This is a genomic window from Marinobacter sp. E2, assembly GCF_055755345.1.
Map to the genome: position 1 here is coordinate 2,390,826 of NZ_CM146911.1, position 15,499 is coordinate 2,406,324.

Genomic DNA, 15,499 nt, shown 5'->3' on the forward strand with positions numbered 1-15,499 from the left:
GCCTATTCCGCAATCAGTCGCTCAGGAATGGTCAGACCCTGCTCACGATAAAAGCGGGCTGCGCCCGGGTGCAGGGGCATGGGAAGACCCGCAATGGCCTTCTCAAGTGCCATGGCCTTGGTGGCCGGGTGAATATTGTTCAGGAAGGGAAGATTGGCATAGATCGTCTTGGTGATCTGATACACATCTTCCTCCGGAACGTCCGCGCGCACTGCGAGGATATTCGGCTGGGCAATGGTGTTGATGTCGGCTTCCTGATTCGGATACGTGCCTGCAGGAATTGTGTACGGCGTCCAGAGCTCAAAATCGCTGTTTACCTGGGCCAGTTGCTCGGAGGTGAAGTTCAGGGTGGTAATTTCCCCTCCCAGATTGGCGTAGGCTCTGGTCACAGCCGATGCCGGAACACCTGCGGGAATATTCATGCCGTCAATGTTGCCGTTCTGCATGGCATCGGCGCTGGGACCATAGCCCAGGTATGCAATATCCACCTGCTCCAGATCAACGCCCAGTTTACCCAGGATGAAGCGGCCAGAGCCCTCGGTTCCAGAGTTGCGGGCACCAATGGAGAAACTCTCGCCATACAGGTTGGTCATATCGGAAATCGTGCCGCTTTCCACCATGTTGTTGCGAACCACGAAATGCTCAACGTTCTGCCAGAGCATCGAAACCGAACGCAGATTCTTGTAGGCCTTGGGTACCGGACCGGTACCGTTCCAGGCGTAGGCGCCGTACAGGCCCTGGAGAATGCCAAACTGGATCTGCCCTTCGTCCATCAGCTTCAGGTTTTCACCGGAACCCGCCGAACTGATGGCCGACACAGAAATGTTGGTCTGCGGCTCGAGCTTCACCTTTACCAACGTGGAGATGGCAACGCCCACGGGATAGTAGGTACCGCCCGTTGTTGCCGTGCCCATTACATAATTGCCTTCGGCGTGCAGCGCCGAAGAGAACGAGACGAGGGTTGCCGTCAGCGCCCCCAGGGTTGATTTCACAAACCAATTGGTTTTCATAACTCTTTGTCCTCTCTCCATTATTTTTTTTGTAGCCCAGAGCTAACGGCAATAAATGTAGCGTCTGGTTCAGACCGCTACCAGCAAAAATCTCTCTATTGCGACCATTGGCTATACCCAGGGTACTCGCAACCGACCTTCGTAAACGAGAAAACCCCCGCCTTGAGCGCGGGGGTTTTCAATGACACCGATGGCGTCTACTGGTGTCCGGTGTCGGAGCCCGACACCGGACAACCGCTGGGTTACCGGCTGATCGCCTGGTATTCGCCAGCGTCCTCAGTAGCCAGACTGACCACCATGATGGCAATCCAGGCGGCAATAAAGCCCGGAATGATCTCGTATACACCGGGACCACCCATAAACTCGCCGTTCCAGCCGAGGGAGATCCAGATCATGACAGTCACTGCACCCACCACAAGGCCGGCTACCGCGCCGGCACCGTTGGTGCGCGGCCACATCAGGGACAGGATGATCAGCGGGCCGAAGGCGGCGCCAAAGCCTGCCCAGGCGTTACTGACCAGCGCCAGGACCTGGGAATCCGGATCGGACGCGATCACCGCAGCCACAAGACCAACCAGCAACACGCAGACCCGACCAACCGTCACACACTCGCGATCCGTGGCTTCCTTACGCAGGAACAGGCGGTAGAAGTCTTCAGTCAGGGACGACGACGACACCAGCAGCTGGCTGGAAATGGTACTCATCACTGCCGCCAGCAATGCCGCATAAAGGAAGCCGGTAATCAGCGGATGGAACAGCAGATCGGACAGAATGATGAAGATGGTTTCCGGATCGGCGATGTCCATGCCGTTGCGCACCGCGTAGGCCCGACCGAAAATACCCAGCGAAATCGCACCGACCAGAGAGATCAGCATCCAGCTCATACCGATGTTCCTGGCCACGGGCACGTCCTTCAGGGTACGGATGGCCATGAAGCGGACAATAATGTGCGGCTGACCGAAATAGCCAAGGCCCCAGGTGACTGCCGACAGCCAGCCAATAAACGTGAGCCCCTCCGTCCATGACAGCAGCGTTGGGTCCACTTCATTAAGAGTCTGGGATGCCTGGGCGAATCCACCGCCGCCCTCGCCAAACAGCACAACCGCCGGCATGATCACCAGCGCCAGCATCATGATGCAGCCTTGCACGAAGTCGGTCATGCTCACCGCAAGGAAGCCACCGACGACGTTATACGCCAGAACCACACCCAGGGTGATGATGATACCGGCCGCGTAGTCACTCAGACCGCCAAAATTGAAAATGCCGGCAAACGCGCTTTCAAACAGCTTGCCACCAGCAACCAGCCCAGAGGCGGTGTAGACCGCAAAGAACACGACAATCACGATGGCAGACACCGTTCGCAGCGACAGTGCCTTGGTCGGAAAACGGTTGGCAAGAAACGACGGTATGGTAATGGCATTGCCGTAGTGCACCGTCTGCTCCCGCAGACGCGGCGCCACCAGCACCCAGTTGAAAAAGGCACCCACCAGCAGGCCGATACCAATCCACGCGGATCCCAGACCAGACACGAACAACGCACCGGGAAGACCCAGCAACAACCAGCCACTCATGTCGGAAGCACCGGCAGACAAGGCTGCCACCTTCGGACTCAGGGCCCGACCACCGAGCATGTAATCCTCGGATGACGACGTCGATCGACGCATCGCAAAAATGCCGATGGCGATCATGAGCGCAAAATACGCAAAGAGACTTATCCAAACACCAATAGCCATAGAGCTCCTCCGGTTTAATGAGTCGGATTGCGATCCGCTCGCCAAGCACAGTGCTGGCCGGGAAGCCAACAGGCTGCACTGTTCTTCTTGTTTACCTGATTTCCGTCCAATCTGGAGCGGGAGATCCAAGCGCTATACGTTAGTACCACCTTCTTTTTCGGGCTTACGAAATTCTACGATTCTTTTACACAATCCTACGGGACTGGCGTTCCACACCCGCCTCAAGCGGCTCGCTTGCCCGCCTGAAGCCTTGAGGGCGTGGTTCCCTTGTATTTGCGCAACGCATTGGTCAGGGCACTCTGGGACGAAAACCCGGTTCGGTAACTGATTTCGGAAACGGTCAAAGAGGTGGTAGCAAGAAGTTGGGCGGCCTGGTCCAGCCTCGTGTGCAGAAGAAACTGGTGAGGCGTGATGCCTGCCGCTTCCCGGAACACTTCGTGGAACCTGCTGACACTGAGACACGCCTCACCCGCCATGTCTTCAACCGTAATCTTCCGATGCAGGTTGTTCAGGATAAAGGACCGGATAGCCTCAGGGCTGACGCCATGACGATTGGAAGACAGGGCCTGGCCGCCGGCGATTCTGTCGGCCATGCAGTAGAGGACGCTGGCAGCCAGATGCTGCTGGAGCGTGGTGTTTTCGGGGGCGCGGTTGAATTCACTGGCAGTGAACTGAACCAGGCTCTGAAGGCGACTGTCCATGTGCAGGGTGCGGGGCTTCTCGAACACCCGCATCATGCGTTCATAGTCTGCATGGGCCGGCGTATTGATGGCAGGTGCCAGGGGGTCGAGGTTGATAACAAGAACGTGGTTACCGGCATTGCCGCAGTAGTCGTGGCGTGCCTCGGTGGGTACAAAGATGGCCTGCCAGGTATCCAGCAACGCGCCGGTGCCATCGACACTCAGTTCAGCTTCTCCCCGAACCCCGACGACAATCTGATGATGCTCATGCCGGTGCCGATGGGCAGCAATGGGAAGTTTCAGGAGCTTTGCGTTAACCATGTAACTGCCGACTGTTAACTGAGAATGTACATCAATTAAAGCAGAACATTAAAAAAAGTGTACGGAAGTGGGCAAAATCGGCCCGGAAATCCTCAAATTCCGGCAATACGGGAGAAAAACCCGGAAACGTCAGACGACACCTGCTCGAGTGGACGATTTGCGTCGATTACCTGATACCGGTCGGGCGCGTCGGCGGCTCGCTGGCGATAGGTATCCCGTATCCGCTGGAAAAACGCGAGATCCTCCTGCTCGAACCGGTCCAGCTCGCCACGGTTCCGGGCTCGGGCCATGCCGGTTTCCACCGGAGCATCCAGGAGAATGACATGATCCGGACGTACGCTGCCCTGCACCAGTGTTTCAAGCAGCGCGATGCGCTCCGAAGACACGCCGCGACCGCCTCCCTGGTAAGCGAAAGTGGCATCGGTAAACCGGTCGCAGAGTACCCACTGCCCCCTGTCCAGGGCCGGCAGGATCCGGGTATGCAAGTGCTGGGCACGGGCGGCAAACATCAGCAGAAGCTCGGTGGTCTCATGAACCGCTTCGTCTCTGGGCGCCAGCAGCAGCTCACGAATAGCCTCTGCCATCGGCGTACCACCCGGTTCCCGGGTGACGAGCACGTCCACGCCTGCGCTGCGAAGCGTACTGGCAGCGTTGGCCAGCTGGGTCGACTTGCCAACGCCCTCGGTACCTTCAAAGGTAATGAACAGTCCTCGCTGATTCACCCTGCGCCCCCTTTGTCCTTCTCCTCGGAAGCCGCTTCCTCGGGCGCCGGGGACGAGCGATAGTCGTCACGCCGATTGAGCTGGAACTCGCGCACCGCTTTCTGATGCTCGGCCAACGTGCGCGAGAATTTGTGGGTGCCATCACCACGGGCCACGAAATAGAGCGCATCGCCGTCGTCGGGGTGAAGGGCAGCGTGTATGGCTTCCCGGCCCGGCAGGGCGATGGGTGTAGGCGGCAACCCGTCGATCCGGTAGGTGTTGTAGGGGGTGTAGGTGCGCAGATCCCGTCGACCGATCCGGCCCTGGTAGCTGTCTCCCATGCCATAGATCACAGTCGGATCGGTCTGCAGGCGCATGCCCTTCTGAAGGCGACGGACGAACACGCCCGCGACCTGCTCACGCTCGTGCGGCGCTCCTGTCTCACGTTCTACGATCGACGCCATGATCAGCGCTTCGTAGGGTGAGTCATAGGGCAGCCCCTCTTCCCGTGCCGCCCACTCCTCGGCCAGAACCTGCTCCATGCGATTGAAGGCCCGCTTGAGCAGCTCGAGGTCCGACCCGCTGCTGGTGTACGCGTAGGTATCCGGGAAGAACCGACCCTCAGGATGCTCACCTTCGGCACCCACCGCCGACATGATCTGTTCATCCGTCCAGTCGCTGGTCACTTTGTTCAGTCGGTCGGCGCGGGCAAGGGCCTGACGCATATCACGGAAGGTCCAGCCCTCAATAAACTGCACGTACCAGTGCTTGGTATCGCCCGAGACCATGATCTTCACCATCTCTCTGGGGCTCATGCCATCGAGAAACTCATAGTCTCCGGCCTTGATCACCGACTGCTGCGGGTAAAGACGACCGAATACCCTGAGCCAAAGTCGGTCCGGCACCAGGCCTTCGGCTTCAAGCCGGCCAGCAACCTCACTGAAAGTGGCGCCCTGGGGAACGTTAAACAGCACGGGTTCTTCCAGCTCTACCGGGCGTTCGAGGCTCTGGAGCCCCTGCCACACCCAAAGACCGGTTCCGGCCGCGGCCAGCACCGCGACACTGACGCAGGCAAGCAGTAACTTCTTGATCAAACGATTATTCCAGTATTTCGAGAGGATTGAAGATTGTCGCAAGTCCGCTGTCCACAGGCAAATCGTGTCCAGCAATTGTGCGAACGGGAACCACTCCGAGCACACTGTTGAGAAGGAAAAGGCCCTGGCATTCCCGTCCCAACACATCGTCCGTGGTGACCGGCCGCTCCACCACCGATTCACCCCGGTACCGCAGCCGCTCGAGCAACCACTGCCGGAGGACGCCGGCAACCGCCAGGCTGGCCGTTGGCGGCGTCACCCAGGTGTCGTTATGGCGAAGCAGGATATTGGTACGGGTTCCCTCCACCAGGTGACCGTCCCGGTCTGACATGACCACCTCAAACAATGGTTCGGTGATATCTGCCGCCGCCATCACCTGCTCAAGACGCCCCAGGGATTTGATGCCAGCAAGTAGCGGGTTGACGGTCAGGGGAATGCGTGAAAAGTCGACAACTACGCCCTCAGGCCCCGGGGTTGGCGGCAGCGGAGACGACTGCACCATCAGGTTGGGCTGCATGGCAGAGTCGGGGCGGTAACCCCGACCGCCACTGCCCCGCGTGAGCACCAGTTTGAGCACCCAGCCTCCCCGGTACCGGGCATGGAGGCGCTCAACAGCCTCCGAACAGACCCTTGCCAGATCACGGTGGGCCACCGAAATTCCCAGACGGCGGGCGTCCCGGACCATCCGCTCAAGGTGACGGGACAACAGCACCCCCTGCTGTCCCTCCATCCGGATGGTTTCGAACAGGCCGTCGCCGTAGGCTGCTCCCCGGTCATCAGCCGGCAGGCCACTCTCATCGGCCCAGATAAGGCGGAACACGAGTTGCTCAGTCCTCGAAGCGTCGGAAAATCAGGGTTCCGTTGGTACCACCGAATCCAAAAGAATTCGACAACGCCACGCGAACGTCTGCAGCGCGACTGGTGTGGGCAACCAGATCGAGGTCACATCCCTGGTCCGGGTTATCCAGATTGATCGTGGGCGGAAGCACTCCGTCCTGGATGGCCAGCACCGAAAAAATAGCCTCCACGGCGCCGGCGGCACCCAACAGGTGACCGGTCATGGACTTGGTGCTGCTCATGGCCAGTTTGTCGGCATGACTGCCGAATACCTTCCTTACAGCCGCCACTTCCGCGACATCCCCCACCTGGGTGGAAGTGCCATGGGCATTGATGTAATCAACCTCTTCAGCCTTGAGACCGGCGTCCCGAAGGGCATTGGCCATGGAACGGGCCGCGCCCTCACCGTCCTCCGGGGGAGCCGTGATGTGGTGGGCGTCGTCACTCATACCGAAGCCAACCACTTCGCCGTAGATAGTGGCACCACGACGACGCGCATGTTCGAGATCCTCGAGCACAACTACGCCGGCGCCATCGCTCAGGACAAAACCGTCCCGATCCCGATCCCACGGACGACTGGCCTTTTCCGGCTCATCGTTACGGGTCGACAAGGCCCGGGCCGCGGAAAACGCCGCCATGCCGGTGCGGGTGGTAGCCATTTCGGAACCGCCGGCGAGCATAACGTCGGCATCGCCGTAGGCAATGGTGCGGGCGGCATAGCCGATGTTATGGGTGCCGGTGGTACAGGCAGTCACGATGGCAATATTGGGACCGCGGTAGCCGAAGCGGATCGCAGCGTTCCCGGAAATCATGTTGATGACCGAGGCCGGCACAAAGAACGGTGACACCTTCCGGGGCCCGGAATTATCCATGGTGATCACGCTCTTTTCGATGTACTCGAGGCCGCCAATCCCGGAACCAATGGCGATACCCACTCGCTCCCTGTCCAGTCCGTCGAACGACTCCAGACCGCTGTGGTCCACCGCCTGCTGGGCAGCAATCAGACCATAATGAATGAAAGCGTCGAGCTTTCTGGCGTCCTTGGCAGACAGATAGGGCTCCATGTCGAGGTCCCGAACTGCCCCGCCAATGCGGGTGTTGTAGCCAGATGCGTCAAAACGGTCGATCATTCCGATCCCGCTGCGCCCCGCCTTCACCCCTTCCCAGGACGATGCCACATCGTTTCCAAGTGGAGACAGCATGCCCATGCCTGTAATGACAACTCGCCGTTTGGTCATAACCCCTTGCACCTGATCTTGTCCATGTGTGTCTGAAGGAAGATTGAACCGGATTTCCGGGCAATAAAAAAGCCGTCCCTCGCTGTTTCACAAGGACGGCTTTTTGCCTGGCTTGCTTGAATGCAGAGTATCAGGTGTGCGCGACGATGTAGTCGATCGCGTCCTGAACACTCGTCAGCTTCTCGGCTTCCTCGTCCGGAATCTCGGTTTCAAATTCCTCTTCCAGTGCCATGACCAGCTCAACGGTGTCCAGTGAGTCAGCGCCAAGATCCTCTACAAAAGAAGATGAGTTCTGAACCTCGGACTCTTTAACGCCCAACTGTTCACAAACGATCTTCTTCACGCGCTCTTCAACTGTACTCATAATGTCCTCACTTTGTGTGTCAACCAAGCAACTTTCGTGCTGCCAGTTTAGTTTAAACCCTACCTGCAAACAAGCAGGGACTCTGTCAAACATGTTGTGCGACAAGGAGTTGCGCACAGCCCCGCTTCGGGAGCTATCCCATGTACATCCCGCCGTTCACATTGATGGTTTCACCCGTCACGTAACCGGCTGCATCGGATGCCAGAAACGCCACCACAGCGGCTACTTCTTCCGGCTCACCGAGACGACCCGCAGGTATGATTTCCAGCATAGCCTCACGCTGCTTGTCGTCCAGTTTTTTCGTCATATCCGTGTCGATAAAACCGGGCGCCACGCAGTTTGCGGTGATGCCCCGGTTCGACATTTCCTTGGCAAGACTGCGCGTAAAGCCCTCGACACCGGCCTTGGCGGCGCAGTAGTTACCCTGCCCGGGGTTGCCCATACCGGCAACCACGGAACTGATGTTGATGATCCGGCCCCACTTCGCCTTGGCCATGCCCCGCAGCACCGCCTTGCTGGTACGGTAGACGCTCGAGAGGTTCGTCTCCAGAACCGTGGCCCAGTCGTCGTCTTTGAGACGCATCAACAGGTTATCCCGGGTGATACCCGCGTTGTTGACCAGAATCAGCGGCGCGCCGGATTTTTCCGTCAGTTCTTTCAGGCCGGCCTCGATACTCGCCGGATCGGCAACATCCATGACCATGCCGTAGCCCTTGAACCCGGCCGATTGCAGGTCCTTGGTGATGGTCTCGGCGCCTGCGGCGCTGGTGGCAGTGCCAACAACTTCGGCGCCCTGTTCAGCCAACGCCCGCGCAATGGCCTTGCCAATGCCGCGGGTAGCGCCTGTGACCAGAGCCGTTTTACCTTCCAGAGACATGAATCACTCCCTTTCGTTTCAGGACTGGCCAAAGGCGTCCAACGCCTTGGCCAGCGAATCCGGATCTTCGATGCTGTGTACCGCAAGAGAGCGGTCTATGCGCTTGACCAGTCCGGCCAGGACCTTGCCAGTTCCACATTCCACGGACACTTCCACGCCACTGTTGACGAGGGCTCGAACCGAATCGGTCCAGAGCACCGGAGAATAGAGCTGTTTCAGCAGGTTGGCCTTCAGTCTAGCCGATTCCGTCTCGGCTGCGGCGTTAACATTCTGTATTACCGGGATGACAGCGTCGTTAAAGCGAACCTCGTCCAACGCCTTGGCCAGCTCCTCGGCCGCACCTTTCATCAGGGCGCAGTGGGAAGGCACGCTGACCGGAAGGGGCATGGCTTTACGGGCACCCTTCTCCTTGCAGGCCTCCACCGCGCGATCGACAGCGGCCGCTGAGCCGGCGATAACAACCTGCCCGGGCGCATTGAAATTGACCGCCGACACCACGTCACCCTCGGCCGACTGCTCGCAGGCGGCGATCACATCGTCATCCTCAAGCCCCAGAATCGCGGCCATTTTGCCTTCGCCAGCCGGAACAGCGTCCTGCATCAATTCGCCACGAAGACGAACCAGCTTCACCGCCTCAACAAAATCCAGGCTCTCCGCAGCGACCAGGGCGCTGTACTCGCCAAGACTGTGCCCGGCAACAAAGTCCGGCTTGCCACCGCCCGCCACAAACCATTGACGCCAGAGCGCCACACTGGCTGTCAGCAATGCGGGCTGAGTAACGGCGGTTTGGTTGAGTTCGTCGGCGGGGCCTTTCTGGCACACCTGCCAGAGATCGTACCCAAGCACGTTGGAGGCTTCACCGAAAGTACGGTCGATGATCGGCCAGGCTTCAGCGGCCGCCGAAAGCATGCCAACCGATTGTGACCCTTGTCCGGGAAAAATAAAGGCTGATTTCATAAGCGGAATCTTATCGTCATTGAGGGGTTACGTGAGATTAGCCAATAGTACAAGTTAGGCCAATTATCCGCGAATGACTCGCAGAACCGCGACAGACTTTAGTCTCAGGGAAAGAATCAGAGCATGAGATCGTCAAGACGCTCATTAATGCGACGGGGAACTTCCAGTTCGACCTCCCGAACCGCCTGACGGATGGCCGATAGCATCGCCCGCTCGTTGGCGTTGCCGTGGCTCTTGATCACCACACCCTGGAGTCCCAGAAGACTGGCGCCGTTGTGGCGTGAAGGGTCCATCAGTTGCAGGAGCCGGCCTATGATCGGCCTGGCCAGCAGGCCCACCAGTCGGCCGTAAAGATTGCGGGTGAACGCCTGTTCCATCAATTCAATCAGCAGCCCGGCGACGCCCTCACCGGTTTTCAGCGCAATGTTGCCAACGAAACCGTCGCACACCACCACGTCGACCACATCCCGGAAGAGATCGCTGCCTTCTACATAGCCGATATAGTTGATGGAGTCGCACTGCGCGAGCATGTGCGAGGCCAGCCGAACCTGTTCATTGCCCTTTATCTCTTCTTCGCCCACGTTCAGCAAAGCAACGCGGGGCTCAGCCTGTCGGCAGATCGCCGACGCCATCAGCGACCCCATCAGAGCATACTGGTAGAGATTCTCGGCCGTGGAATCCACGTTGGCACCGAGGTCCAGGACATGGCAACGCCCTCTGAGCGAGGGAATCAGCTTGGCAATCGCCGGCCGCTCGATGCCCGGATACATCCGTATCAGGCTGCGACCAAAGGCCATCAGAGCGCCCGTGTTTCCGGCGCTGACACACCCCTGGGCTTCGCCATCCCGAACGAGCGCCAGAGCGATGGCCATGGAGGAATTCTTTTTGTGTCGGAGGGCGTGGGAGGGGCGCTCGTTCATGCGAACCACGTCCGCTGCTTCCACAATACGGATTCTCGCGTGCCCCTCACGCAACAAAGCCTCAAGCTCACTCCGGATACCCACCAGAATGATGCTCAAGGCTTCGTTTTCGCGCACCGCCTGAAGCGATGCCGCAACCACCACGGCCGCCCCGCGGTCGCCACTCATGGCGTCAATCGCGATGGTGACGGGTTTCACCGTTCTGCCATCTGATTCCGGGCGGCTCATATCGGCAACGAGCTTACTCGTCGCGCGCTTCGATTACCTGCTTGCCACGGTAGAAACCGTCCGGAGACACGTGGTGACGGCGATGAACTTCACCGGTAGTTGCGTCAGTGCTCAGAGCAGCAGCGCTCAGTGCATCGTGTGAACGGCGCATGCCACGCTTGGAACGGGTCTTGCGATTTTGCTGTACAGCCATGGTTATGCTCCTGACCTGTTGTCGTAAACGTTGTGCCACCCGGAGGGCGGCCTGTATTCCTGGATTCGATGCCTGCCTTGAACCGGGGCAGACCTCTTCCTAATGCTTCGTCTTTTTCAGATCCGCCAGAACGCTAAACGGATTGTCGCCGGATTTCCTCGCTGGCGCAGCGGCCTCGCCTTTCGGCTCAAGGGTCGCCAGCGCCTCCCTTGCGGGACAATCACTCCGCTCATGAAGCGGAAACGCCGGCAACACCAGCAGCAGTTCGTCTTCGACCATCGACCAGAGATCGGCACTGAAATCTTCGGTCAGAAACGGCTCCAGCTCTTTAGGCAACTGCTGCGCCTGTTCGTCGCTGGTCACAAGACCAAGCACGAAACTGGAACTCAGCGTCGCTTCCATGGGTCCCAGGCATCGCTGGCACTCCAGCTGCACCGGGGCCTCCAGCTCGCCCTTCACCATCCGGCGACGCTCTCCGTCCATCGTGAACGAGAGTCTTACCCGGCACTGGGCACCTTCCGGTAGTCCGAGAACCGCTTCGCGGAAACGGCCAAGCCCGCTGAGGGGAACCATTCCCTCCAGTGTGCTGTTATTTTCCGCCAACCTGTAAGGATCAACAGATTTGGGCAGCTCGGCGAGTGACGCGTTTGACATAGGCGCGCAATTTTAGGGGCGCAGCCCTCGGCTGTCAAAGACTTCGTTGCTTTTTGGCGGGGCTTTCCAGACAGATAGGTGTAATTTACGATAACGCCCGCAAATGTTTGCCAACACCGCCATCAAAAGGAACCCGCGCCATGCGTCCCAAGCCCCTCCTGCTGGCCTCGTCTTCTCCTTACCGGCGGGCTCTGTTACAACGGCTGGAACTTCCATTCACCAGTGCCAGCCCGAACGCTGACGAGACCCCGCTGGACGGCGAAACCGGAGAAGCGCTGGCTCTGCGACTGGCCGAATCCAAGGCTCGGGCACTGGCAGACCGCTTTCCCGGACACTGGATCATCGGATCGGATCAGGTTGCCTGCCTGCCAGACGGCACAATACTCACCAAACCGGGCAACCATGAACGGGCGGCGGAACAGCTCCGCCTGAGCAGCGGACATCCGGTGCTGTTCCTGACTGGCCTTGCCCTGCTGGACGCCGATTCGGGAAAGCTCGAGCGCCTTTGCGAACCCTACCAGGTAAGATTCCGGGACCTGTCCGACAGGGAAATCGAGGCCTACCTGGCGCGGGAACAACCATACGACTGCGCCGGAAGCTTCAAGATGGAGGGACTGGGCATCGCCCTGTTCGACGCCCTTGAAGGCCGTGACCCCAATTCCCTGATCGGGCTGCCCCTCATCGCCCTGAATGAAATGCTTTGCCGCTGGGGCCGGAACCCTCTGCTCGAAGACCGGCCAGCGGAGAATACCCGTTAGCGAAGCTCCAGGCGAGACTCGACCATCTGGCTGGCAAAACCTTCACCAAAAGCCACGCCCAGTTGATCGACGATGTCCTGGAAGGGAGACTTGCGACGGCTGTAGTCAACCAACTCTTCCTGACCGATGATCTGGCGGGCCACATGTGATGCGCTGCCGAGGCCGTCAACCAGACCAAGCTCCACCGCCTGCTCACCACTCCATACCAGACCGCTGAACAGACGCTCATCATCGGCCAGCCGATCGCCCCGGCCCTGCTTCACCGCCTCGATAAACTGCTCATGAGTACTTTCCAGAACGCTTTCCCAGAACTGCACCTCGTCTTCGTTGACCGGTGAGAAAGGATCCAGGAACGCCTTGTTCTCCCCGGCGGTGTACAGGCGACGATCCACACCCACCTTGTCCATCACACCGGTAAATCCAAAGCCGCCCGAGACCACACCAATGGAACCCACCAGACTGGCCCGATTCGCGTAGATCTCATCGGCCGCAGCGGCAATATAGTAGGCGCCAGAGGCTCCGATGTCTGAAATGACCGCATACACCTTTTTGTCGGGATACTCTTCGCGCAGGCGCTTTATCTCGTCATAGACATATCCCGACTGTACCGGACTGCCGCCGGGACTGTTGATCCGCAGAATCACAGCCACCGACTGCTCCTCCTCGAAGGCGCTGCGCAGGGAGCCGACTATATTGTCGGCGCTGGCCAACTCATCGGCGGCGATGGTGCCGTTGATTTCTACCAGGGCGGTGTGTTTACCGGTGACCGCATCCATGGATTCGCCCAGGGGAAACCGCAGCATGAACAGCAGCGCAAACAGGTACCCGAAGGTCAGCAGCTTGAAAAAGATCCCCCAACGACGACTGCGACGCTGCTCGGCCTGCAGCGACATCACCAGTTTTTCAATCAGCCGCCAGTCGCGGCCGGACTCCGGCGGCAGGTTCGGCGACTTGCGCCCGAACAGCGGCTTGCTTTCCTTCTCATTTCCCGGTTCGACAGGCTTGTCGCCCCAGTCTGCGGGCTTGTCCGATTCCCAGTCACTCATGCGTGCATCCTGTTAACAACATTCAACCCTTAACAACCGTCGACCCGGCGGCCAGCCGTCTGACGACAAGGCAATCTCAAAGCCCCAGCACTCTCCGCAGTTCGGGTACCGATTCGACGATGGCATGAGGATCGTAGTCGCCGAGCACATCGCGCTTGTGGACACCCCACTCAACACCAATGGAGGGCATGCCAATGCGCTTCGCCATCTCCAGGTCGTAGCGGGTATCACCAATCATCACAGCATCCTCAGGCTCGATCCCATAGAACTGCAGGATCTCCTTGAGCATGGTCGGATCGGGCTTGGAGCGGGTTTCATCCGCGCACCGGGTGATCTCGAAATGCCCCCCCAGACCGCTGGACACCAGCGCCGAATCCAGCCCGCGGCGACTCTTGCCGGTGGCTACCGAGCATTGCCGGCCCGCGTTACGGAGATCCGCAACCACGTCTGCCATGCCCTCGAAGACGTTCTGCGGCGTGGTCACCTTCTTGAAGAAATAGCCAGCGTAGCCTTCGCGGATCCGGTTCATCTCCTCCCGACTGATACCCGGATACAGCTTCTCCAGCGCCTCCACCATGCCAAGGCCAATAATGTCACGGTATGCCTCCCGCTCGAGCGCCGGATACCCCAGGTCAGTCGCCGCCTGGTGCAGACTGTCGGCAATGTGCTCGACCGAATCCACCAGGGTCCCGTCCCAGTCAAAAATTACCACTCTGACGTTCATGATCTGGTTCCTTTCGAGCGCGCCTCGAGCTTCTCAAGCACGCTATTGAATGCTTCGTCGTAGGGCGCCTCCAGCCGCATAGGCTCGCCCGACACCGGCAATGTGAATTCAAGGACGCGGGCATGCAACATCAGGCGCTGCCCACCTACCGCCCGGAATGCCTTGAGGCTGACATCATCCATATACTTGTCGTCGCCCGCAATCGGATGACCCACCTGGGCACTGTGCACGCGGATCTGGTGGGTACGCCCGGTAATCGGCGAAGCCTCCACCAGACTGTAGCCCTGGTAGCGGGCCAGACAGCGAAAAGTGGTCAGGGACGGCTTGCCGGCGTCGTCGACCCGTACCCTGCGTTCACCATTTGGCATTTCATAGCGGAGCAGCGGCGCCTCCACCCGGTCTACTCCATCGGGCCAGTCCCCAGACACCAGCGCATGATAGACCTTGCGGATGTGCTTGCGGCGCAGCTCATCCTGCAGGAAGCGCAGGGCCGAGCGCTTCTTGGCGACCATCACCAACCCCGAGGTGTCACGGTCAAGACGGTGCACCAGTTCAAGGAACCTGGCCGATGGCCGGGCCGAGCGCAGCACTTCGATGAGCCCGAAGTTCAAGCCGCTACCACCATGCACCGCGATACCGGAGGGCTTGTTCACCACCAGCATCTGATCGTTCTCGAACACCACGGCAGCTTCCATCACCCCCTGCACGCGGGACCCCGGCGCCACGGTTTCCGGCTTCTGCTTTCGGGTCACCGGCGGAATCCGTACCTGATCCCCGGCCTTCAGGCGCGTATCAGGCCGGACCCGACCCTTGTTGACGCGAACCTCTCCCTTGCGGACCACCCGGTAGATAATGCTTTTGGGCACACCTCGCAACTGGGCCAGCAGAAAGTTATCCAGGCGCTGCCCCTCGTTGTCTTCGTCAACCGTGACCCACTGAACGCCCTGACGAACCTCCCCGCCTTGAACAGGAGCGCCGCCCCCCTTCGGCCGGGAAGTGCCGGAGGACTTATCAGCGCCGGATGTCGGCGAGTTCGGGCGCCTGGATTTGGGGGACATGCAGAACCTTAAGTGGCGATTTGAATACAGGATTGAACGGCTGCCTGAATACTGTTATATTCCGGCGTGCTCTGCCGTTTGTCTACGGCCTGACCAACTCACGTCA

Annotated in this window: 17 protein-coding genes; 1 reads left to right on the forward strand and 16 read right to left on the reverse strand. The window is 59.4% G+C overall.

The window, feature by feature from the left end; all coding sequences use genetic code 11:
- Positions 1-2: 2 nt before the first annotated feature.
- The 13 genes from AC0J1C_RS10860 to AC0J1C_RS10920 form a co-directional block, all read right to left on the reverse strand.
- Positions 3-1,010, reverse strand: coding sequence for a TAXI family TRAP transporter solute-binding subunit (locus tag AC0J1C_RS10860; protein ID WP_473043862.1), 1,008 nt, complete (start codon positions 1,008-1,010; stop codon positions 3-5).
- A gap of 242 nt (positions 1,011-1,252) precedes the next feature.
- Entirely contained in the window at positions 1,253-2,743 is a 1,491-nt protein-coding gene (putP, locus tag AC0J1C_RS10865; protein ID WP_473043864.1) for a sodium/proline symporter PutP, read from the reverse strand.
- 221 nt (positions 2,744-2,964) lie between these two features.
- Positions 2,965-3,744 (reverse strand): AraC family transcriptional regulator, encoded by a 780-nt coding sequence (locus tag AC0J1C_RS10870; protein ID WP_375193494.1) that lies wholly within the window; start codon positions 3,742-3,744, stop codon positions 2,965-2,967.
- Between the two features lie 92 nt (positions 3,745-3,836).
- Entirely contained in the window at positions 3,837-4,466 is a 630-nt protein-coding gene (gene tmk, locus AC0J1C_RS10875) for a dTMP kinase (protein WP_091986179.1), read from the reverse strand.
- Complete coding sequence (mltG, locus tag AC0J1C_RS10880) at positions 4,463-5,539, reverse strand: endolytic transglycosylase MltG (RefSeq protein WP_473043865.1); 1,077 nt, start codon at positions 5,537-5,539, stop codon at positions 4,463-4,465. Before mltG ends, tmk begins: the two co-directional genes overlap by 4 nt.
- 4 nt (positions 5,540-5,543) lie before the next feature.
- On the reverse strand, positions 5,544-6,359 hold the full coding sequence (gene pabC, locus AC0J1C_RS10885; protein WP_473043866.1) for an aminodeoxychorismate lyase: 816 nt from the start codon (positions 6,357-6,359) through the stop codon (positions 5,544-5,546).
- A gap of 7 nt (positions 6,360-6,366) precedes the next feature.
- Positions 6,367-7,614, reverse strand: coding sequence for a beta-ketoacyl-ACP synthase II (gene fabF / locus AC0J1C_RS10890; protein WP_473043868.1), 1,248 nt, complete (start codon positions 7,612-7,614; stop codon positions 6,367-6,369).
- Positions 7,615-7,744: 130 nt separating this feature from the next.
- Positions 7,745-7,978: an acyl carrier protein gene (gene acpP, locus AC0J1C_RS10895; RefSeq protein ID WP_008174976.1), complete on the reverse strand. Its 234-nt coding sequence runs from the start codon at positions 7,976-7,978 to the stop codon at positions 7,745-7,747.
- Positions 7,979-8,111: 133 nt separating this feature from the next.
- Positions 8,112-8,855: a 3-oxoacyl-ACP reductase FabG gene (fabG, locus tag AC0J1C_RS10900; RefSeq protein WP_473043871.1), complete on the reverse strand. Its 744-nt coding sequence runs from the start codon at positions 8,853-8,855 to the stop codon at positions 8,112-8,114.
- A gap of 18 nt (positions 8,856-8,873) precedes the next feature.
- Positions 8,874-9,812, reverse strand: coding sequence for an ACP S-malonyltransferase (gene fabD, locus AC0J1C_RS10905; protein WP_473043873.1), 939 nt, complete (start codon positions 9,810-9,812; stop codon positions 8,874-8,876).
- A gap of 116 nt (positions 9,813-9,928) precedes the next feature.
- On the reverse strand, positions 9,929-10,930 hold the full coding sequence (plsX, locus tag AC0J1C_RS10910) for a phosphate acyltransferase PlsX (protein ID WP_473043876.1): 1,002 nt from the start codon (positions 10,928-10,930) through the stop codon (positions 9,929-9,931).
- 43 nt (positions 10,931-10,973) lie between these two features.
- Positions 10,974-11,153, reverse strand: coding sequence for a 50S ribosomal protein L32 (rpmF, locus tag AC0J1C_RS10915; RefSeq protein WP_008174968.1), 180 nt, complete (start codon positions 11,151-11,153; stop codon positions 10,974-10,976).
- 99 nt (positions 11,154-11,252) lie between these two features.
- Positions 11,253-11,807: a YceD family protein gene (locus tag AC0J1C_RS10920; RefSeq protein ID WP_473043878.1), complete on the reverse strand. Its 555-nt coding sequence runs from the start codon at positions 11,805-11,807 to the stop codon at positions 11,253-11,255.
- A gap of 140 nt (positions 11,808-11,947) precedes the next feature.
- On the opposite strand from AC0J1C_RS10920, the gene AC0J1C_RS10925 reads away from it, so the two are divergent.
- Positions 11,948-12,565, forward strand: a complete 618-nt coding sequence (locus AC0J1C_RS10925; RefSeq protein WP_473043880.1) for a Maf family protein — start codon at positions 11,948-11,950, stop codon at positions 12,563-12,565.
- On the opposite strand, the gene AC0J1C_RS10930 is transcribed toward AC0J1C_RS10925, so the two are convergent.
- From AC0J1C_RS10930 to rluC, 3 genes are all read right to left on the reverse strand, one after another.
- Positions 12,562-13,611, reverse strand: a complete 1,050-nt coding sequence (locus tag AC0J1C_RS10930) for a S49 family peptidase (RefSeq protein ID WP_375193501.1) — start codon at positions 13,609-13,611, stop codon at positions 12,562-12,564. The two genes, AC0J1C_RS10925 and AC0J1C_RS10930, sit on opposite strands and share 4 nt — an antisense overlap.
- Before the next feature lie 76 nt (positions 13,612-13,687).
- On the reverse strand, positions 13,688-14,335 hold the full coding sequence (locus AC0J1C_RS10935; RefSeq protein WP_473043883.1) for an HAD family hydrolase: 648 nt from the start codon (positions 14,333-14,335) through the stop codon (positions 13,688-13,690).
- The gene (rluC, locus tag AC0J1C_RS10940) at positions 14,332-15,393 is read right to left on the reverse strand and encodes a 23S rRNA pseudouridine(955/2504/2580) synthase RluC (RefSeq protein WP_473043886.1); all 1,062 of its coding nucleotides are present in this window, start codon (positions 15,391-15,393) and stop codon (positions 14,332-14,334) included. The genes AC0J1C_RS10935 and rluC overlap by 4 nt, the downstream gene beginning before the upstream one ends.
- Positions 15,394-15,499 lie beyond the last annotated feature (106 nt).

Bases quoted from the DNA above. Each gene is read 5' to 3' on its own strand.
- rluC (WP_473043886.1), bottom strand. From the start codon at position 15,393: ATGTCCCCCAAATCCAGGCGCCCGAACTCGCCGACATCCGGCGCTGAT.
- AC0J1C_RS10935 (WP_473043883.1), bottom strand. From the start codon at position 14,335: ATGAACGTCAGAGTGGTAATTTTTGACTGGGACGGGACCCTGGTGGAT.
- AC0J1C_RS10860 (WP_473043862.1), bottom strand. From the start codon at position 1,010: ATGAAAACCAATTGGTTTGTGAAATCAACCCTGGGGGCGCTGACGGCA.
- fabG (WP_473043871.1), bottom strand. From the start codon at position 8,855: ATGTCTCTGGAAGGTAAAACGGCTCTGGTCACAGGCGCTACCCGCGGC.
- fabD (WP_473043873.1), bottom strand. From the start codon at position 9,812: ATGAAATCAGCCTTTATTTTTCCCGGACAAGGGTCACAATCGGTTGGC.
- rpmF (WP_008174968.1), bottom strand. From the start codon at position 11,153: ATGGCTGTACAGCAAAATCGCAAGACCCGTTCCAAGCGTGGCATGCGC.
- AC0J1C_RS10930 (WP_375193501.1), bottom strand. From the start codon at position 13,611: ATGAGTGACTGGGAATCGGACAAGCCCGCAGACTGGGGCGACAAGCCT.
- AC0J1C_RS10925 (WP_473043880.1), top strand. From the start codon at position 11,948: ATGCGTCCCAAGCCCCTCCTGCTGGCCTCGTCTTCTCCTTACCGGCGG.
- acpP (WP_008174976.1), bottom strand. From the start codon at position 7,978: ATGAGTACAGTTGAAGAGCGCGTGAAGAAGATCGTTTGTGAACAGTTG.
- fabF (WP_473043868.1), bottom strand. From the start codon at position 7,614: ATGACCAAACGGCGAGTTGTCATTACAGGCATGGGCATGCTGTCTCCA.
- putP (WP_473043864.1), bottom strand. From the start codon at position 2,743: ATGGCTATTGGTGTTTGGATAAGTCTCTTTGCGTATTTTGCGCTCATG.
- AC0J1C_RS10920 (WP_473043878.1), bottom strand. From the start codon at position 11,807: ATGTCAAACGCGTCACTCGCCGAGCTGCCCAAATCTGTTGATCCTTAC.
- AC0J1C_RS10870 (WP_375193494.1), bottom strand. From the start codon at position 3,744: ATGGTTAACGCAAAGCTCCTGAAACTTCCCATTGCTGCCCATCGGCAC.